Here is a 17,001-nt window from a genome sequence, read left to right as displayed (position 1 = left end):
TGTATAAGGACTCCCACGTTGGAGGGGCAGCGTTTGGGGGGCGTGGGATAACCTGGAAAGTATCTCCTATCGATACGTAATGAAAGCCAGGCTAGAGAAAAACGCATTCGTCCCGATCACCGAGCAAGATTACCTAATTAGTTTTACCGAGATAATTAGGATGGCCGGGTTCAGCTTGAAAATGCTCAATCAATACCACCGGGGGCAACATCAAATATGGAGCCGACAACACCACAGTGCCCGAGAACGTGCACACGAGCTGACACAGAAGAATTGACCGAAGATGAGTATCACGAGTTGCTCTCGGTAGAGCGACGCAGAACAACGCTCGACATCTTAGCGGGATCAACCGCTCCTGTCGAGCTAGAGGAGCTGGCGACAACAGTTGCCGCCCGTGAAAGCGATGTGCGTGTCCCCGACGAAGCGACCACTGAGCGTGTTGCAATCAACCTCCACCACAATCACCTCCCGAAGATGGCAAACCTCGGGCTAATTGCCTACGACCCGGACTCATCCCGCGTTGAGTTGTGTCCCTGATGCCGCGATTCCAGACGAGGTGAGATTTCATTGGTCATCGGAGTTTGTCACGGTGGTGCTTCGACAGGGGGATGTGAGATATGCCTCTCCTGATCAGAGGACAGGGCAGTTCTGATGCGAGTAAGTGAGATGGTCGTGATGGAAACAACCGCTGTAGGGGACCGTTAGAGGGTACGGTCAAGATTGTGGACGAGGCAGACGAGTGTGAGTTCACGGAACTGTTTCCACCACCGGTGTGATCGGACAAACGCACCGTACTTTCGCTTGAGGGTGGAATTGACTGACTCGTTTTGGTTGCGCTGGCCATAGAGAGTGGCGTCCAGCCGAGTGTTCCACGCCTTGTGAAGCGACGAGAACTCCCGGTGTTTGATGAGTGGACGTACCTCGTGTTGGCGGGCAAGTCGCCTGATTTTCTGGTCATCATACCCCTTGTCACCGACAAGGATGTCAATATCCCCCGGGATTGCGCTTGATCAAAGTCGGGGCAATCTGGCTATCGTGTTTTCGTGTCGTCGTCACGTGTAGATCAAGGATTGCGTTCACTTTGGTATCGACCAGCAACGTTACTTTGAGGTGCTGAATGGTGAGTTCGGCTCGTTTGGTGTAGTGTTTCGAGGCGTGACTGCGGTCAAACCCCGACGCATCAACGCCAACGACGCTGTTTGTTGGCAGTTGCGTCGCTGAGAGCGTCAATAAGACACGCCACACGGCCATATCCAGCCGGTTGAACGCCCTACAGAGCGTTGATGGAGCAGGAAGTTCGTCCAATCCAAGTACTCGGCAGATGCGTGGCATCTCGATCAGTTCGTCAAGCAGCCCACGGTAGGTCGTATTCTTCCGAACCTTGAGACACAGCAAAACAATGTGTTGCGGGAGTGTATAGCGTTGTTTGGAGAACTTCGAAGAATACCGAGAAACAGCCCGGCGTGCCAAATGGACCGCCTTCTCAGCGAAGCGGAGGATCCGCGACTTCGGGAGAGCGTTCATCTCGTGAAATCACAGGCCGAGCTATAACTCTCTAAGGATTTCAACAAAGCCAGCAACAGGAAATTGCCCTGATGGCCTATCACGGGACCGGGCGAAGTCAACGATGAAGAATGACTCAGACAACCTTCGGATATCTGACCGCGGAGAACGCACCGCTGTTCACCGATATGTACGAGCTTCGAATGATGCAGGCGTACTACAATCAAGGTCACAACCCGAGGGCGACGTTCAGTCTGTTTTTTCGTGAATTGCCTCCGAACCGCGGGTACATGGTGACAGCCGGGCTCGAACAGTCCATCCACTACATCGAGAACATCTCCTTTAGTGAGCGAACGATTGAGTTCCTAACTGAGCAGGGCTTCGACGACGAGTTCCTCTCACACCTGAACTCTCTGGAGTTCACCGGCAAGGTGCGTGCGCTTCCCGAGGGAACCCTCGTTTTCGCAAACGAGCCAATGGTAGAGGTCACTGTACCGATTCTCCAAGCTCAGTTGCTTGGGACGGCTGTAATCAACCAAATCGGGTTTCAGACCCTCATCGCCACCAAGGCTAGTCGAATGCGGGACGTGATCGACCGAGATGGGAACGATCAGCAGCTGGTTGATTTTGGATCGCGGCGGTCACACGGAACAGACGCAGGGATCAAGGCTGCACGAGCCGCGTACATCGGTGGTTTCGACGGTACGTCGAACGCTGCCGCCGGCGAATTATTCGACGTTCCCGTCTTCGGGACGATGGCTCACTCGTGGGTACAAAGCTTCGAATCTGAGCGCGACGCCTTCGAGACGTTCGTTGCCGAACACGGCGAGGACAGTATCCTGTTGATCGACACGTACGATACGGTCAACGGTGCACAGATAGCCACGGACGTCGCGGACGAAATGGGAGTCGATATTCGCGGCGTTCGCCTCGATTCGGGGGACTTACCGGCCCTCTCGAAGGAGGTCAACAAGGTCGCTCCAGCTCTCGATCAGTACATCTCATCGGGTATCGATGAATATGCACTCAAAGAATTCTTCGAACGTGACGGTATCGGATCGGGGTTCGGTCCCGGGACTGCGCTGGTCACAAGTACGGATGCACCGAAGATTGAGGGCGTCTACAAACTCGTCGCAGTCGAACGAGATGGTCGAATGTGCCCGACGATGAAGCTCTCGAAAGGAAAGGTGACGTATCCGAACGCGAAAAGCGTGCTGCGAACCGAAGAAGGTGGGCGTTACACCGAGGATATAATCGGGCTACGAGACGAGGAACTCCCTGGAGAGGATCTACTGAGGACTGTTATCGAGGACGGTACTCGGGTCGCTGACTTACCCGACCTCGATACGATCCGTGCCACTGCCCGAGAGCAACGTCGCAAGCTCCCAGCTAAACATCGACGCATCGAAGATCCTGAAACATACGACGTTGCGGTTAGTGACAAACTACAGACAAAGACAGGCGAACTGCGAGCATCACTTGAACAGCGGCTCAATAAGTAGCTCTCTCCCTCGATGCACCAGCTAGTAATGCGTTTACCAAGGCCAACTCTGACGAGGAGTTTTCTGTTTTCGAGGTGAGTGTATTCGTATGGCACGGCACATCCTCGTACCTGTGGACGGCTCGCAAAAGTCTCTGGAGGGTCTGGAATACGCGGTAACGACGTATTCCGACGACGAAATCACGGTTCTTTCCGTCATGTCGCCACACGGCGCACAGAACGATGGCGACCAACCTTTTTCTCAGACCGACTTCGAGAACTGGTACGACGAGGCTCGGGAGAAAACTGAGGACATACTGGATGAAGCACGCGAACTAGCCTCCAATCACGGTGCGGAGTTAACCACGAAAGTTGATGTGGGTGAACCATGGCGGGCTATCGTCGAGTACGCCGAGGAGAACGATATCGATCACATCATTATGGGGAGCCACGGTCGAGACGACGATTCACCGCTTCCCCTGGGAAGTGTTGCTGAGACGGTCATGCGGCGTTCGCCTGTACTCGTTTCCATCGTTCGATAGCAACCCTGACCTTCTATTCGCTCGACTCGGATTCACGGACCCACATCACAGGGATTGGTGACGTCCGAACAATTTTTGCGCTGACACCACCCATCATGTATCGGCTGAAATCTGTCTCGCCGTGCGTACCTAGGATTGCGAGGTCAATCTCATTTTCTTGGATATAGGTGCGGATTTTCTTGGCCGGAGAACCATAGTCGATCTCACTCTCGACTGCATCGAATGATTCCGCCGTTGCCGTCTCAGTCGCCTCTGCCATAATCGTATTCGCTCTTTCGGTTAGTTCTCCCTCCTTTAGAACAGACCGAGCATCGGGGCCGAGGCTCCCCGTTTCGACGACGTGAAGCAGGTGGAGTGTTGCGCCAGTCGCTTTCGCTACGGCGATCCCTTCCCTTAGTGCGAGTTCTGCACCGCGGCTTCCATCTGCCGGGACGAGGAGATTCTGGCACGGGTAGGTGAGCGGTCGGTCCCGATCAGGATTGACTGTAATGACGGGCGCTTCAGCGGTGTTGATGACGCGTTCGGTGACGCTCCCAATGAGGAACCGTTTCAGCCCGGAACGTCCGTGGGTCGGCATCACGATCAGATCGATATCGAACTGTTGACTGTACTCGACAATAGATGTAGACGGAGTTCCCTGACGGACCTCCGAAACAACAGAGATACCTCGGTCTGTCGCACGCTGTGCCGCCTCATTCACGATCTTTTCACCTTCTCGCTCTAGGACGTCGATGACCTCTCCCTGTATTCGGGTGAGGCTGTCTTGATTGGTGTCCGCGACGTTGAGAATATGGATCGTGGCCTCGTGTTCGGACGCGATCCGAAGTGAATAGTCGAGGACTGATTCTGCCGGCTCGCTCCCATCCGTCGGGTATAGGATCTGGTCGTACATGGCGTCAAAACTCGGGCACGGCGGAACTCACTTCCCCGTGGTAGTAATGTCCAACGTTCCCTCCTCTGATGTCTGCGCCTCACGCCACCAGACAAGTTCGAACTCGATACTCTGTTTCGCCTCGGTGTCCCCCTCAGACCAGTCCGACTCGCCCTCCAGTTTGAACGTGACTGGATCCGTTGGATTCAATCGCACCTGCTGACCACCGAGATCAAGCGTGACGTCCCCGCCACCGTCAAGCTGATCGGCTAATTCGCGGAGGTACGATGCGATCTCAGACCGCGTTTTCTCGGCTTCGGTTTCGAGTTCTCCCATACTGAGCGATACGCTTTACACCCCGATAAACGAAAGGGAGGATTCTCGAACCAGGGGAACCATTTGCCGTTCATAATTAGCGGGTGGCGACGAATCATGGCCACTCTGGTTGCGGTGTGATATAACGGCGATTCGAAATACCGTACGTTACCAGAGCGAGGTCACGTTCGTAATGAGAGAAGAGATATCGTGTTCGGTTACTGCTCACTCGATGGGTCTTTATCGGTTTCATCGACGGGCTGGGGGCCACCACCGGTTTGCGCTTCCTGGGCGTCTCCCCACCCACCGGCATCGATGACCGCGAAGAGTTTCCGCCAGTTCTCGTCGTCTTCGCTTTCCGGGAGTTGGTCTCGAAGTTGTTGTAGGTCCGAGGGGGGTACGAGTGTACTCACGAGATCCACGATAACCTGGGCGTGATAGGCTGCTTCCGGTCGATCCGCTCCCTCTATCTCACTAACGCGCGAGACGAACTCTTTCCAGTCGAATCGCTGGCCGTGTTCGTGGACAGCTCCGGTGAGATACCACTTGACCTCCATCGGCAGTGAGGCGGCGAGATCCTCGGCGTTTCCCTCCGGAATGCGCTGACCAAGCGTCATCAGCGTCGCTCGGATCGCCCGAACCGCTTCACCGGTTCCCGGGAGTTCGAGACGGTGCTGTACCTCCCCTGTAAATTCATCGAAATTCATGGCTCTACCCCTGCAACTACGGGACACGCTCTCATAACATCTGGCCCGTTGAGATCACTCTGCCAAACGATGAAGAGAGTCGGCCCCAAATCCCCACCCAGGATGTACGACCGGATTGTAATCGCTGTAGATGGGAGTGACGAAGCGCGACGAGCAGCGAGACGTGGTCTCGAACTCGCTCAGATCTTCGATGCGAACGTGGCTGTTCTCTCTGTCGTCGAACGGAAAGCCCTCCGCCTCACAGAAACGTCCGACGAGAAAACCCGGTTGCGAGAACAGGGGAAAGAGGCTCTCGCAGAGATTGAAGAACTTGCGACAGAGTCCGGCCAATCTGTTACCACGAAACTGTCCGAAGGAAAGCCCGCTGGCCAAATTTGCACGTACGGGGACGAGCAGGATGCAGACCTGATCGTCGTCGGGAAACAGGGATTGACCGGGCTTGGACGTCGTCTCCTGGGCGGCGTCACCGAGCAGGTACTCCATCGGAGCGATATCCCCGTACTCGTCGTTTCGGGCGGAAACCACGATGGCGAGATAGAGACCGATTATTCACGCGTCCTCATCACGACGGACGGCAGCGAAAACGCCGACGTGGCGATTCCTCATGGAATCGGGATCGCTCAGCGCGTTGGTTCGACCGTTCACGTTTTGAACGTCGTGGATCTCCAGGCTGCGGGAGGCGCATTCAGCGCGGGGGGTCTCGAAAAGGAGTTCATCCAACGGCTCGAAATGAGAGGACAAGACGCCGTTGACAGCATTGCAGCCAAAATCAAGGAATCCGCTCCGAAACTACCTGTGGAGACCGCCGTCGAACGGACGACATCGTTCGAGGGGGCCGCTGCCGGCGTCCGAGAGTACGTCGCGGAAAACGAGATCGATCTCGTGGTAATGGGTTCGCACGGCCGGTCGAATCTCAAACGTCAACTACTCGGCAGTGTGGCGTCCACCGTGCTTCGGACTGTTGACGTCCCAGTCCTCGTGGTAAAGCGATCTGATTGACGCCCTCATCGAGAGAGCTCTTTTGTGTCTCCTTCCGTTGCCATCACTGCTATCAGATAACCGTACAAGTTCTACTATCGGATAGGATAATACTGAGCTATAACAAACCGGACTTTGAAGGACTGTACAATGGACCTGTGGTCGTCACGAAGTGGCTTTATCCTAGCTGCCACGGGTGCAGCCGTGGGTATCGGGAACATCTGGCGCTTCCCGTCAGTTGTCGGTCGAAACGGCGGGGGCGCGTATATGATTCCGTTCCTGGTTGCCGTATTCGTCTTCGCGGTGCCGCTGATGATACTCGAAATCAACAGTGGACGGCGGACACGCGCTGACATCGTCGCCACGTTCCGTGGCGTCGGGCCACGGTTTAGGATCTTCGGCTGGTTCATCGTCGCTATCGTCGTCCTGATCCTCAGCTACTATCTCGTCATCACGGGCTGGATTCTCGCATTCCTGGGTTCCGCGATCACTGGAAGCGAGGTTTCGCTTGCAAGCTTCACAGCAACGTATGCACCGGTGCTTTCCTTTACCGTCTCGCTCGCTATCGTTGCTGTTGTGCTTTCTCTTGGGGTGCGAGAAGGGATCGAACGGGTGACGACCGTTCTCATGCCGTTCGTGTTCGTGATTCTCCTCGGGATGGCGGTGTTCTCGATGACGTTATCGGGGTTTTCCGAGGGAGTGGCGTTCTTTTTGACACCCGATCCGTCTGTACTCGGTGACCCGCTCATCTGGAGCGCCGCGTTCGGTCAGGCCTTCTTCTCGCTATCCGCGGGAATGGGGATTCTGCTCACATACGGGAGCTATGTGGGCGAAGAGATGGACGTTCCCGAAGCCGCGGCTATCATTGCGGTGGCGGATGTTGTCGTCGCCGTCTTGGCAGGTATCGTCATCTTCCCTATCGTCTTTACGTTCGATCTCGAACCGTCCCTCGGAACGGAACTGGCGTTCTCCACCCTTCCTGCAGCGTTCTCGCTCCTCCCCGGTGGACGGATCGGTGCGGTAGCATTCTTTAGTCTCCTCTTCGCGGCCGCGATCACTTCAGCCGTCTCCATGATGGAAGTGGGAGTTTCGACAATTCGTGGTGCGACACGGTTCTCACGGCGGCAAGCGACGGTACTCGTCTCTGGTTTGGTGTTCCTTCTCGGGATGCCGTCACTACTGAGTTACACACCGTTTCAACTCCACCTATGGGGGACGCCCTTTCTGGACCTCTTGGACAATACTGTCGGAACGCTCGGATTGCCAGTTACGGCGCTCATGATCACGATCTCGTTCGGATATTTTGCAAGACACAAGGAGGTCCGGGAATCTCGTATCGAACGATTAACTGCCATATCAACGAAATACCTTCTTCCTCCGGTTCTGGTCGTGATCGTCGCCTCGCAGCTGTTCCTCGGGTTTGATTTCCCCGGCTGGCATACCCTTCCAAGCAGTACGCTGGACCGATCGCTCGTCTCCGCCGCAATCCTCTCTGTTATCGGTATTTTGGCCTACCTCTTGCTTCGTCTCCAGCGAGCAGGGGGTAAGTGATCATCCCAAACTATTCCATCGGTGTAGTTCGACCCGTTATCGTGTCGATGTCAAGTTCGACAATCGAAATTTCGATCTCTTCGATAGCTTTGCCAAACACCGGTCGTTATTGTTGACTCTGATAGTGAAGTTGATGCCGTTGAACGACTCGTGACAATGCAGCACGTGCACCTCCCGAAGTTGGCGGACTATCGGTTTATCGAGTGGAACCAGGGAACCCACGAGGTAACAAAAGGGCCGAAGTTCGATGAAATCAGACCACTACTTGAACTGCTTGACGACCGCGAAGACGAACTCCCGGCTGACTGGTTGTAGGGAGACAGCTGTCATCTTTGTGTCCGTCACTGAGCGGTAAGTACCTCGTCTGTACTGAGCGGTCTAGCTCCTGAAAGTAGAGGAATGATCCCATGTCAGGGTCGCAGTCAATCTCCAGCAGATCTCTACTGTTCTTTCAAAGATTGAGGCAGTCAATTCGGGAAACCAGCTGCTGTCTTGTGGTTCCTGGTAAATTTGAGTCTACTAGTAGTTTCTGAATGTGGAACGCTTTTCCAGTGAGAGTCCCTCTACATCTGTGCGGTCTCCACAACTACGAGTTGCTAGTAGTTCATCACCTGAGACGCACCTACCATATCCCAATAAGAAGACGGAGCTGAATACCGAGCGGACGGGATATCTCAACACGACGGATAGAGATACGGCATAGCTTTTTATCGAGTGGTGTGGTAACATATAACAATATGGGTTGCGATGAACTCCCCCCAAAACCAGATCCCGATGAGGACGTATTCGAGGTGTGTCCGGTTGCTCGGGCGTTCGAGATAGTCGGCTCAAAGTGGCGACTCACCGTACTCAGGAGTCTCCACCTGTACGGCGAACAACGATTCAGCGAACTCCAGGAAACGACGACGGCCGACTCAACGACCCTTTCTCGTGTGCTTAAGAGCTTGGAAGAGCAGAATCTCGTTATCCGACGTCTAGAGGACCGGCCGATTGCCACCTACTACGACTTGACGGAACGAGGGGAATCACTCACCGGCGTTTTTGACGAATTCGAAGAATGGGCATTCGAACACACTGCCGCGGAGATGCCTGCCGTCGATCTACCCGAGTAGTTCGCACTGATCGACGGTCCCCGGTTACGAAATGTTACTTCCTTATACAGCCACAACCGACTCACACATCTATCACAAAAATTATAATTTTGTTCGGGACGATATCGTCGTCGTGGCCACTTCGGCCAGGGAAGTTAATATACATGGCAGAAGCGCAATCGGATACCACAGACACCGACGAAAAGACTGTGTTAGTTGTCGGTGCGACCGGAAACCAGGGCGGCGTCACGATCGATCATCTGTTAGCGGCCGACAAGGAATTCACCGTCTGTGGCCTCACACGAACACCGGACAGCGAGGCCGCAAGAGCACTCGCAGAGCGGGGGGTGGACATCAGGCGAGGGAACCTGAACGACAGAGAGACCCTCCGAACTGCCGTTGACGGTATCGACGTAGTCGTCATCGTAACGAACATCTGGTCAGCCGGATTCGACGAGTCGGTTCGCCAAGGAAGAACATCGCCGACGTGGCTGTTGAAATGGGTGTCGACCATATCGTGTTTAGCGGCGCTGGCTACCACGACCGGGATCTCGGAATTGCCGCCCTCGAACCAGCCGGGGAGGTCGAGCAGTATATCAGGTCGCTCGATGTGCCTGCAACCTTCCTGCGGCCGGTATGGTTCATGCACAACCTCGAACCCGCCTTCAAGGATATCCTCGACGGCACGCTCGCCCTGCCCATCGAAGAGGGCGTGACTCTCCAGATGATCGACGTTGAGGATGTAGGGCGGACAACCGCGCGGATTCTCGCTGATCCTGACGAGTTCGCCGGCGGGGGCTTCGACCTCGCAGGAGACGAACACACACTCTCCGAGATGGCCCTGATCCTCTCCAAAGTGACGGGTGCTGACGTCCAGCCGTTCTCCATTCCTATCGAGGACGCCAGAGAAGAGATGGGTGATGCCATGGCCGAACTGTTCCAGTGGTTCAACGACGCGGGCTACGCGGTCGATGTCGAGCGGATGGGACGACAGTTCGGGTTCGAGTTCACCAGTTTCCGTGAGTACCTTGAGAACAACGGCTGGACTGACAAGAACCAACCGAGTCGAATGCCGGGCCTCGTCAAGGCGATGTTGCAGCACTGACTCAGACAGCAGGAACATGACGACATCCAATACATCGTCCACGGCCGTTACACGTGGTCACCGGTGCGAATTTGAGAGCATCAACCGCCACATGATTCAGGGGAACGATGGCGGTTATTGACCAGCCGACGTCCCATCGGGAAGAACTCGGATTAGTCATCGAACGGGCCGATCAGCAGTTCGCCTTTGCTGCCGTCCTCACCACACTCGGCTCACCAGTGGTCGCATACCTGTCGGGTATCGCGTCGCTCATGTTTTACGTCCACGTGGCACTTGGATCGTTCTGGTTCGGGCTCGACTTCTTTTTCAAATTCGTACTCGGACCATCGCTGGACGCTGCCCCTGACGAGGCGGCTGGCGCGATCAATTACCAGCTCATTCCGAAACCGGGTGTCGTTGCTGAACCGCTCAGTGTTGGTGTCATCGGTTCCGGTATCGGCCTCGCATACATGTTTGGCTATTGGGCTGACCCGTCTATCTGGCTGTGGGGAGCCCTCGTTATCGGCATTCTGATGCTCGTCAACGGCTTCGGACCACTGCACTTCGCCACCACGAAGATGGTCGTCGAACTCGACAAGGACGAGCCTGATAGCGATCGACTCGACGCATTGTTCGGCACGGCCCTGCAGTGGGGTCTCCTTCAGACCGTGTTCATGCTCGCTATCATCGTGATGATGGTCGGCCTTCGGGGACTCATATGACTTTCTCCGAACTGACCGAAGGGGTGTATCGATGCGGGAGCGACCGCGTCAATTGGTATCTCGTCGAGGACGATGACGCACTCACGGTGATCGATACCGGCTTTCCGGCCCACTGGCAGCAGTTTCTCCATCGACTCGACGAATTGGGCTATGACTACACCGACATTGAGGCGTGTCTGCTCACCCATGCGCATCCCGATCACATCGGCTTTGCAGAGCGGCTTCGAGAGACGTGTGACGTCTCAGCTTGCCTTCACCCGGCGGATATCCAACGTGCGCAAGCCGGCGGTGAGCCACCGCTCGGCGGACTGGTCAAGAACCTCTGGCGACCGGCTATCCTGCGATACTTCATCGAAGTGATTCAGTCGGATGGGACTTCGATTCAGCCCGTGCAGACGGTCGAGAGGATTCACGATGGCCACGAACTTGACGTACCGGGCAGGCCAGCAGTGATACACGTTCCTGGCCATACTGAGGGCGAGGTCGCCTTCTATCTGCCCGACCGTGATGTCCTGTTTTGTGGCGATGCGTTGGCTACCGTGGACTTCGAGACATGGCAAGGCCACACACCTCAACTCCTGCCACAGTGGTTAAATATCGACCACGACCAGGCACGGGCGTCGCTTGCCGACCTCGAATCACTCGGGAACGTCCTTCTATTGCCCGGTCACGGAGACCCGTGAACCGGCGACTTAGGTGAGGCCCTCCGTTGAGGAGACCACCCTATTTCCGGTTAGAGATAGTTTCAGTGACGACGGGACAAATATGCCCAACGGCGTCGATTCCTCCGGGGTTGAATTACGACCCCATCCATGGAGAGCGGCCTTACAAGATACGCGCTGTGTATTCAGCAGACCGCTATACTCCTATAAGATATTTTGAATGTAGTGTCGGCAGTGAGCCGCTGTCGTCCGATTGTCACAGTCTTCTCGCCTACTAGTAGTTCTCGAACGTGGAACGCCCACATGCCGTTCATCAGCTTCCGCGACCGGCCGGTGGGCATCGACGAGGGTTTGCGCAATGTGTGGCTCCCGCACGAAACCGGCGTCTCTCTCACCACGCGCGAGCACCAGGACGAGTACAGGCGAGTGACTATGGTCGACCTGATGACCGAGACGAACTATCTCAATCCCGACGTGGAGCTCATCGTGGAGGTAAAGAGACGTTAGATCTGAGAAGGATCGTCCGTCCGAACTGAAAGTCAATTATTCGGACTCAGTCAGTTGGAATCAGAGTCCCCATCATGAGGGGGACGCTCCGACAGCTGATCAAAGCGGCTCTGTGCTTTGTCCCTCCGCACCTCGGTCTCAGCTTTGTCATAGTCCGCTCGAACGAGTTCCTCGTCTTGGAGTTCGACATCGAGGATCGCGTCGGCATGGCGCGCTGACTCCGGGAGTTCTTCCTCACCGACGACAAGATTGTAGAGGTCGTCGTCGCTTTCGAGTTGCAACGTCGCCAGTGTGTCTTCGATGCGGTCGACGACTGCCGTGTAGGTTCCGTCGGGAATCACGAATACTCCTCCCGCAGGACTTCGTCTCCCTCATGGTTAGTTACGATCACGGTATCCCCGTCGTTGTTCCATATCGGGCTTCCGGAGCCCCAGTAGAGGTCGGTGTTGGAATCGGTTCCACTGCCGGTGTGAAGCGTCACAGTCGCGTCCGTATCGAGCGTGAATCCATCCGGGAACGTGTACGTGTGGTCGGCCGCGTCCGCAACGGTCCAGCCGCTCAGATCGAGCGGTTCGGGCCCGGTGTTCCTGAAGACCACGTACTCGTCGTTCAGGTTCTCCCGTTCGTCCCCTTCGGCGTCGGCGTGGATCTCGTCGACAACCAGTGACCCATCGTCGGATGGAGTCTCCGTTCCGCCGTCAGTGGCGACAGGCGTTTGGGTGGGTCCGTTCCCCGATCCTACGATCGTCATCCGAGTCTCCACGGAACTGGTCGCACCCGGTTCGATCGACGAACCCGTCCGGAGCTCGGTCGGATCGGTGGGCGCGGCTTGCTGAGTCTTGACGACGACGTGCGTCCCGTTACTGGCGAGGACTGTATTACCGTGCGTCGCTGTCCAGTAGGCCGGGATCGACCGAGCGGCCAGCCGCTGGAGTACTTCTTCGTGTGGGTGGCCGTACTGAGAGTCGTACGCGCTGGAGATCACGACAGCCTTCGGGTCAACGGCATCAAGGATCGCACCGCTGGTACTGCTTGCACTCCCGTGGTGGCCAGCTTTCAGGATCGTCGACTGGAGCGCTGTCCCGTAGGTGTCGACGAGATACGCTTCCTGGTCGTCTTCGGCGTCACCCGTGAATAGGAAGCTCGTATTCCCGTAGCTGAGCTGCAGGACGATACTATTCTCGTTCCGGTCACGATTTTCCAGGTACGGTTCGGGTGGACCGAGGACCTCGACTTCGACGCCCTCGAACGGGAGCGGGTCACCCTCGCGCGTCTCGTATAACGTGACATTGTGTGCTTCGACAGCGTCGAGGTACTCCTCGTAGGTCTGCGTGCTCGCAGCGATCCCTGGATCGTAGACGGCGCCGATCCCGTCAGCCTCGGTCTCGAAGTAGTCGATGATCGCGGCGTTCCCGCCGATGTGGTCCGCGTCGGCGTGGGTCGTGACGAAGTGGTCGATCCGGTCGATATCGTGCTGGTCGAGATACTGGAGGACGTACTCACCATCGTCCCGGAAGTCACCCGAGTCGATCAGCATCGTCTCGTTGGTCGGACCGACGATCAGCGTGCTCACGGATTGGCCGACGTTGATGAAGTGGACCTCGACGGTTCCGTTTACCGACGCCGTCCCAATGACCGTCGCAGTCGAATTGTCTGACGATTGTGACGGGGATGAGGCTGTAGTGACCTCGGTGGCAGGCGAGTCACTCGCAGCCGTCTCCGGCCTATCTGTTGCGGGTTGACCGGGGTTATTCTCGACGACACCTGTACAGCCAGCAAAGACGACGAGAACGACGACCACAGCTGTCGTGTAGGGATGCCCGCGACTCACAGTAGAACGTACGATGACCCAGGTGAATAGGATTGCGCCCCAGTATCGTGCCAGGTACTCCAGTCGGAGAGTAACGGACTGGGGAGTCCACACACGAACATTCGCTTGTAACCCACGACAGGTGACACCAGAGGAACGGATGGTCAGCTGTCTGACTGGTCGAGTGCGGCCGTTTCAAATTCACTCGCCCGTACCCGGAGCGGGAACCATCCCTCTTCGTCGATCCCGAGTAATGCTTCGGAGAACCCATCTTCGTCGTTGCCGGCCTTCGCCGTCCGGATCCAGTTCACCTCTCGCTCGGTCAGGCCGAACCACTCGGAGAGCTTGTCGGCTTCTTCCTGTACCCGGTGGATTAGCGTGAGCGAACAGAGGTTAGCGATCGTCCGTGCCTCGGGCGTCAGCGCGAATTCACCCCCGGTCTGCGTGATGAAGTGCAGCGACAGATCGTAGTGCCTGCTGTGGCGTACGGCCGTCTCCAGGAACTCCAGCGACGTCGCGTCGTTCAGCAGGTAGTGTGCCTCGTCGATGGCGAAGACGACTTTCTTGTCCGTCCCCTTGGCGCGCTCGTAGACGGCGTTGAATAACACCTGCATCATGAGGCTCGTCTCCGAACGGCCGGTCGCGCCCTCTTCCTGGTGGAGGTCCAGATACAACACCGACGAGTCGAGGTCGAACTCCGTCGGCTGGGCGAGGTTCGCGAGTTCGCCGCCTTCGTGGAAGGATGGGCGGAGATCCGTCAGCAATGTCTGTGCGTCGCTCTGGACCTTCTCCTGTTCGCCCTCGGTCGCGTAGCCGAACTCCGCGGGGTTCTCTAGCAGGTCTTCGAGAACAGTAATCACGTCCCGAATCGTCGGTGACTCTCGATCGTGGGTCGCCGGGTCCCGCGTGATCCCCTGGCGTTCGTAGGCTTCCTGAATCGCCCGCCGAAGCGTCTGCTTGCGCTCTTCGAGCGGGTTCGACGCGACGTGGGCGAAAAAGGTCTCGAAGAAGGTGAGCACCCACGAGATCTGCTCGGACCATGGGTCGAGGTCGGGCACCTCCCGCAGAATCTCCGTGGGCGTCGCCCGGATTTCGAGCGGGTTGAAGCCGCGAGTACCGCCGACGGTGATGCGCTCCCCGCCCAGGGCTTCGTTCACACCGGCGAACCCTTCCAGCGGGTCGAGCATGATGATGACCGTGTCGCGGTCGTACATCGCCCGTCGAAGGAGTTGTAGTTTCGTCGAGAAGGACTTCCCGGCACCGAGTTGCCCGATGACCATCGAGCAGTAGCCCGTCTCACGCTCGAACCGGTCGAGGATGAGCGGACTCTCGTTGAGTGCGTAGGTGCCGTACTCGATCCCGGGTTCGGCGAACGCGCCGGCGACGAAGGGGAACATCGCACCCACTGCACGGGCGAGCATCGGCGTCGTCGTGTCCATCGACTCGTTGAGTTTGTCGACGCCGACCGGGCTCGCCGAGATGAACGAGTCGAGCTGTGTCCACCGCGGCATCACGGGCGTGAGGTTCGTCGGCGACTGCCGGGCCGTGTTCATCACGGCGTTCGCGTTGAGGTCGTCGCGAGCGTCGCCCTGTACGGCGAGATACATCGAGACGTCGAAAGCCTGCATCGACGTGTTCCGCAGCGCGTCGTAGAGGTCCTGGTAGTCCTGCAGGTCCTTCTCGACGCCGCGGGCGCCCGCCCGGCGTTTCTCTGCCAGGTACTCTCGATCGGCTTCCAGATCCTCGATCTTGTGTTCGAGTGTGTCGAGCGTCGCGTTCGTATCACGTGGCCTGATGTGGAGGGTGATGTCCGTCCGCCGTGAATCCGCAGTGGAGTACAGCGTCTCGAAGAGCCCATCCATCGGCGTATCCGGGTACTCGCCGATCCACAGGGTTCGCGTCCACTGCTGGCCCGTCCTGACGGCATCGGGATAGCGCTCGATACTCGACGGCGTGACCACCGTCTGGTGAATATCGGGCACTGTCGGTAGCTCCGAGTCCGTGCCGTCATACTCGACAGTGACGCCCGCTGTGGGACTATCTGGGTGTTCGGCTGCGTCGCCGGCCTCAGGTGTGTCTGGCCCGGTTTTCTCCGGGTCGGCTTCCCCGTCCGACTCTTCGTCGGACTGCTCTCGCGTGGGCAGTACCGACAGAAGTGATCCGATCATGCCTGTCCACCTCCGACGATACCGCGCGTACGAAGCACCTGGTCAAGCTGGCCGTAGTTCTGTGACTCGTCACTCCAGTACTCGCCGACGATCCTCGTCGCCTCGGTCGCGTCGACCCGGTGGGCCGTACAGCCGTCGATCGACCGAAGCCCCGACTGAACGCGCGACAGTCGGTCGTCGAGTTCTTCGATGAGTGCCGCCCGTTCGATGGCCTTCCGCGGTGCGAACAGCTCCCGGACGAACAGACCGAGTACCGGGAGGTCGGCGAGTTTCTGCGCGAGACTCGCCTCGTCGAACTGTACCTCCGCCGGCGTCACTGGGACCACTACGTAGTGGTCGCGAATGGTCATCCGGCGCTCGTCGAGTTCCGCCTCGTACCACTGGACGTAGTTCTCGATGAGCGCTTCGAGCCGTGGGTTCGCCTCGACGTCGGGGTCGTCGAGACGTGACTCGTACTCGGCGAGGTGCTCGTCGACGGGAAACGGCTGAGTAGTCGAGTAGATCTGAATGGGGAACTCGACGGTCGTGTTCAGGAAGTCCTGGAACGCCTCGGCCTTCGTCGCCCACTCCTCGCTCGTCGCGAGCGCCATCGTCGGTGGGATGACCTGGACCATCCCGATGACCGCACCGTCGGTCCGTTCGATCGCACCGCGGTCGGGATACACTCGTTCGATCTGGGTGTACTCCTTGGCCGCCTCGTGGTCGAGTTGGCTCGACCGGCGATGGAAGGTCAGCATCGACGTTACCCAGTCGGCGCTGGTGGTGTAGGCCGGCGTGAGGTAGACGAAGATTCCGCCGAGGGCGATCATCACACCGGCGAGTGGGAGCGTGAGTGAGTCGAGGTGATAGCCGCGGACGGTCACGTTTGCGGGCAGGACGACCTGCAGGAGGAGTACCGTAACGACGCCCGGGAAGAGGGCGACGGCGAGGTCTGTCATCGTGTACTGCCCGAGCAGTTTCGTGTCTGTACCGAGCGACTTCGGAATCCGTTTCGTTGCGTCGTCGTCCAT

At 57.5% G+C, this 17,001-nt stretch carries 16 protein-coding genes and 3 pseudogenes; 11 read left to right on the top strand and 8 right to left on the bottom strand.

Going from position 1 to position 17,001, the window contains the following annotated elements:
• Nucleotides 1-273: 273 nt before the first annotated feature.
• Nucleotides 274-537: a DUF7344 domain-containing protein gene (locus ACMGFE_RS23380; protein WP_436927678.1), complete on the top strand. Its 264-nt coding sequence runs from the start codon at nucleotides 274-276 to the stop codon at nucleotides 535-537.
• Nucleotides 538-701: 164 nt separating this feature from the next.
• On the opposite strand, the pseudogene ACMGFE_RS23375 reads toward ACMGFE_RS23380, so the two are convergent.
• A pseudogene (locus ACMGFE_RS23375) lies at nucleotides 702-1,524 on the bottom strand (IS5 family transposase).
• Between the two features lie 110 nt (nucleotides 1,525-1,634).
• Between ACMGFE_RS23375 and ACMGFE_RS23370 the strand changes: the two are divergent.
• Both ACMGFE_RS23370 and ACMGFE_RS23365 read left to right on the top strand, forming a co-directional pair.
• A complete protein-coding gene (locus tag ACMGFE_RS23370) occupies nucleotides 1,635-3,005 on the top strand; it encodes a nicotinate phosphoribosyltransferase (protein ID WP_436927677.1) in 1,371 nt (456 codons plus the stop codon).
• Between the two features lie 88 nt (nucleotides 3,006-3,093).
• Nucleotides 3,094-3,525: a universal stress protein gene (locus ACMGFE_RS23365; RefSeq protein WP_436927676.1), complete on the top strand. Its 432-nt coding sequence runs from the start codon at nucleotides 3,094-3,096 to the stop codon at nucleotides 3,523-3,525.
• A 13-nt stretch (nucleotides 3,526-3,538) separates the two neighbouring features.
• Here ACMGFE_RS23365 and ACMGFE_RS23360 read toward each other — a convergent pair whose 3' ends face one another.
• The 3 genes from ACMGFE_RS23360 to ACMGFE_RS23350 all read right to left on the bottom strand — a co-directional run bounded on the left by ACMGFE_RS23360 (nucleotide 3,539) and on the right by ACMGFE_RS23350 (nucleotide 5,418).
• Entirely contained in the window at nucleotides 3,539-4,417 is an 879-nt protein-coding gene (locus ACMGFE_RS23360; protein ID WP_436927675.1) for a universal stress protein, read from the bottom strand.
• Between the two features lie 27 nt (nucleotides 4,418-4,444).
• Entirely contained in the window at nucleotides 4,445-4,732 is a 288-nt protein-coding gene (locus ACMGFE_RS23355) for an amphi-Trp domain-containing protein (protein WP_436927674.1), read from the bottom strand.
• A 197-nt stretch (nucleotides 4,733-4,929) separates the two neighbouring features.
• Nucleotides 4,930-5,418: a DUF2267 domain-containing protein gene (locus ACMGFE_RS23350; RefSeq protein WP_436927673.1), complete on the bottom strand. Its 489-nt coding sequence runs from the start codon at nucleotides 5,416-5,418 to the stop codon at nucleotides 4,930-4,932.
• 102 nt (nucleotides 5,419-5,520) lie between these two features.
• Here ACMGFE_RS23350 and ACMGFE_RS23345 point away from each other — a divergent pair, with 102 nt between their 5' ends.
• The 8 genes and pseudogenes from ACMGFE_RS23345 to ACMGFE_RS23310 form a co-directional block, all read left to right on the top strand.
• Nucleotides 5,521-6,417 carry a universal stress protein gene (locus ACMGFE_RS23345; RefSeq protein ID WP_436927672.1) on the top strand — a complete coding sequence of 299 codons (897 nt, stop codon included), beginning with the start codon at nucleotides 5,521-5,523 and terminating at the stop codon, nucleotides 6,415-6,417.
• 129 nt (nucleotides 6,418-6,546) lie between these two features.
• Nucleotides 6,547-7,947 (top strand): sodium-dependent transporter, encoded by a 1,401-nt coding sequence (locus ACMGFE_RS23340; RefSeq protein ID WP_436927671.1) that lies wholly within the window; start codon nucleotides 6,547-6,549, stop codon nucleotides 7,945-7,947.
• A gap of 156 nt (nucleotides 7,948-8,103) precedes the next feature.
• Entirely contained in the window at nucleotides 8,104-8,262 is a 159-nt protein-coding gene (locus ACMGFE_RS23335; RefSeq protein WP_436927670.1) for a hypothetical protein, read from the top strand.
• A gap of 422 nt (nucleotides 8,263-8,684) precedes the next feature.
• Nucleotides 8,685-9,059: a winged helix-turn-helix transcriptional regulator gene (locus ACMGFE_RS23330; protein WP_436927669.1), complete on the top strand. Its 375-nt coding sequence runs from the start codon at nucleotides 8,685-8,687 to the stop codon at nucleotides 9,057-9,059.
• Nucleotides 9,005-10,143, top strand: a pseudogene (locus tag ACMGFE_RS23325) (NmrA/HSCARG family protein). Before ACMGFE_RS23330 ends, ACMGFE_RS23325 begins: the two are co-directional and overlap by 55 nt.
• Before the next feature lie 107 nt (nucleotides 10,144-10,250).
• On the top strand, nucleotides 10,251-10,844 hold the full coding sequence (locus ACMGFE_RS23320) for a hypothetical protein (RefSeq protein ID WP_436927668.1): 594 nt from the start codon (nucleotides 10,251-10,253) through the stop codon (nucleotides 10,842-10,844).
• Nucleotides 10,841-11,527, top strand: coding sequence for an MBL fold metallo-hydrolase (locus ACMGFE_RS23315; protein ID WP_436927667.1), 687 nt, complete (start codon nucleotides 10,841-10,843; stop codon nucleotides 11,525-11,527). Before ACMGFE_RS23320 ends, ACMGFE_RS23315 begins: the two co-directional genes overlap by 4 nt.
• A gap of 234 nt (nucleotides 11,528-11,761) precedes the next feature.
• Nucleotides 11,762-12,013 (top strand): annotated as a pseudogene (locus tag ACMGFE_RS23310) (secretion system protein); the annotation flags it as partial.
• Nucleotides 12,014-12,063: 50 nt separating this feature from the next.
• Here the strand turns inward: ACMGFE_RS23310 and ACMGFE_RS23305 are convergent.
• From ACMGFE_RS23305 to ACMGFE_RS23290, 4 genes are all read right to left on the bottom strand, one after another.
• On the bottom strand, nucleotides 12,064-12,354 hold the full coding sequence (locus ACMGFE_RS23305; RefSeq protein ID WP_436927666.1) for a DUF3006 domain-containing protein: 291 nt from the start codon (nucleotides 12,352-12,354) through the stop codon (nucleotides 12,064-12,066).
• Complete coding sequence (locus ACMGFE_RS23300; RefSeq protein ID WP_436927665.1) at nucleotides 12,351-13,844, bottom strand: lamin tail domain-containing protein; 1,494 nt, start codon at nucleotides 13,842-13,844, stop codon at nucleotides 12,351-12,353. Before ACMGFE_RS23300 ends, ACMGFE_RS23305 begins: the two co-directional genes overlap by 4 nt.
• Before the next feature lie 143 nt (nucleotides 13,845-13,987).
• Complete coding sequence (locus ACMGFE_RS23295) at nucleotides 13,988-15,991, bottom strand: VirB4 family type IV secretion system protein (RefSeq protein ID WP_436927664.1); 2,004 nt, start codon at nucleotides 15,989-15,991, stop codon at nucleotides 13,988-13,990.
• Nucleotides 15,988-17,001, bottom strand: a complete 1,014-nt coding sequence (locus ACMGFE_RS23290; RefSeq protein WP_436927663.1) for a TraC-like domain-containing protein — start codon at nucleotides 16,999-17,001, stop codon at nucleotides 15,988-15,990. The genes ACMGFE_RS23295 and ACMGFE_RS23290 overlap by 4 nt, the downstream gene beginning before the upstream one ends.

Origin of the sequence: Halosimplex amylolyticum, assembly GCF_051414035.1 — an archaeon.
GTDB classification, from domain to species: Archaea; Halobacteriota; Halobacteria; order Halobacteriales; family Haloarculaceae; genus Halosimplex; species Halosimplex amylolyticum.
Note: the sequence above shows the minus strand (reverse complement) of the source record. Positions and strands in the feature narration are given on the sequence as shown.

Excerpts from the sequence above, each read along its gene's own strand:
- ACMGFE_RS23370 (WP_436927677.1), top strand. The coding sequence starts at position 1,635 with ATGACTCAGACAACCTTCGGATATCTGACCGCGGAGAACGCACCGCTG.
- ACMGFE_RS23365 (WP_436927676.1), top strand. The coding sequence starts at position 3,094 with ATGGCACGGCACATCCTCGTACCTGTGGACGGCTCGCAAAAGTCTCTG.
- ACMGFE_RS23360 (WP_436927675.1), bottom strand. The coding sequence starts at position 4,417 with ATGTACGACCAGATCCTATACCCGACGGATGGGAGCGAGCCGGCAGAA.
- ACMGFE_RS23355 (WP_436927674.1), bottom strand. The coding sequence starts at position 4,732 with ATGGGAGAACTCGAAACCGAAGCCGAGAAAACGCGGTCTGAGATCGCA.
- ACMGFE_RS23350 (WP_436927673.1), bottom strand. The coding sequence starts at position 5,418 with ATGAATTTCGATGAATTTACAGGGGAGGTACAGCACCGTCTCGAACTC.
- ACMGFE_RS23345 (WP_436927672.1), top strand. The coding sequence starts at position 5,521 with ATGTACGACCGGATTGTAATCGCTGTAGATGGGAGTGACGAAGCGCGA.
- ACMGFE_RS23340 (WP_436927671.1), top strand. The coding sequence starts at position 6,547 with ATGGACCTGTGGTCGTCACGAAGTGGCTTTATCCTAGCTGCCACGGGT.
- ACMGFE_RS23335 (WP_436927670.1), top strand. The coding sequence starts at position 8,104 with ATGCAGCACGTGCACCTCCCGAAGTTGGCGGACTATCGGTTTATCGAG.
- ACMGFE_RS23330 (WP_436927669.1), top strand. The coding sequence starts at position 8,685 with ATGGGTTGCGATGAACTCCCCCCAAAACCAGATCCCGATGAGGACGTA.
- ACMGFE_RS23320 (WP_436927668.1), top strand. The coding sequence starts at position 10,251 with ATGGCGGTTATTGACCAGCCGACGTCCCATCGGGAAGAACTCGGATTA.
- ACMGFE_RS23315 (WP_436927667.1), top strand. The coding sequence starts at position 10,841 with ATGACTTTCTCCGAACTGACCGAAGGGGTGTATCGATGCGGGAGCGAC.
- ACMGFE_RS23295 (WP_436927664.1), bottom strand. The coding sequence starts at position 15,991 with ATGATCGGATCACTTCTGTCGGTACTGCCCACGCGAGAGCAGTCCGAC.
- ACMGFE_RS23290 (WP_436927663.1), bottom strand. The coding sequence starts at position 17,001 with ATGGACGACGACGCAACGAAACGGATTCCGAAGTCGCTCGGTACAGAC.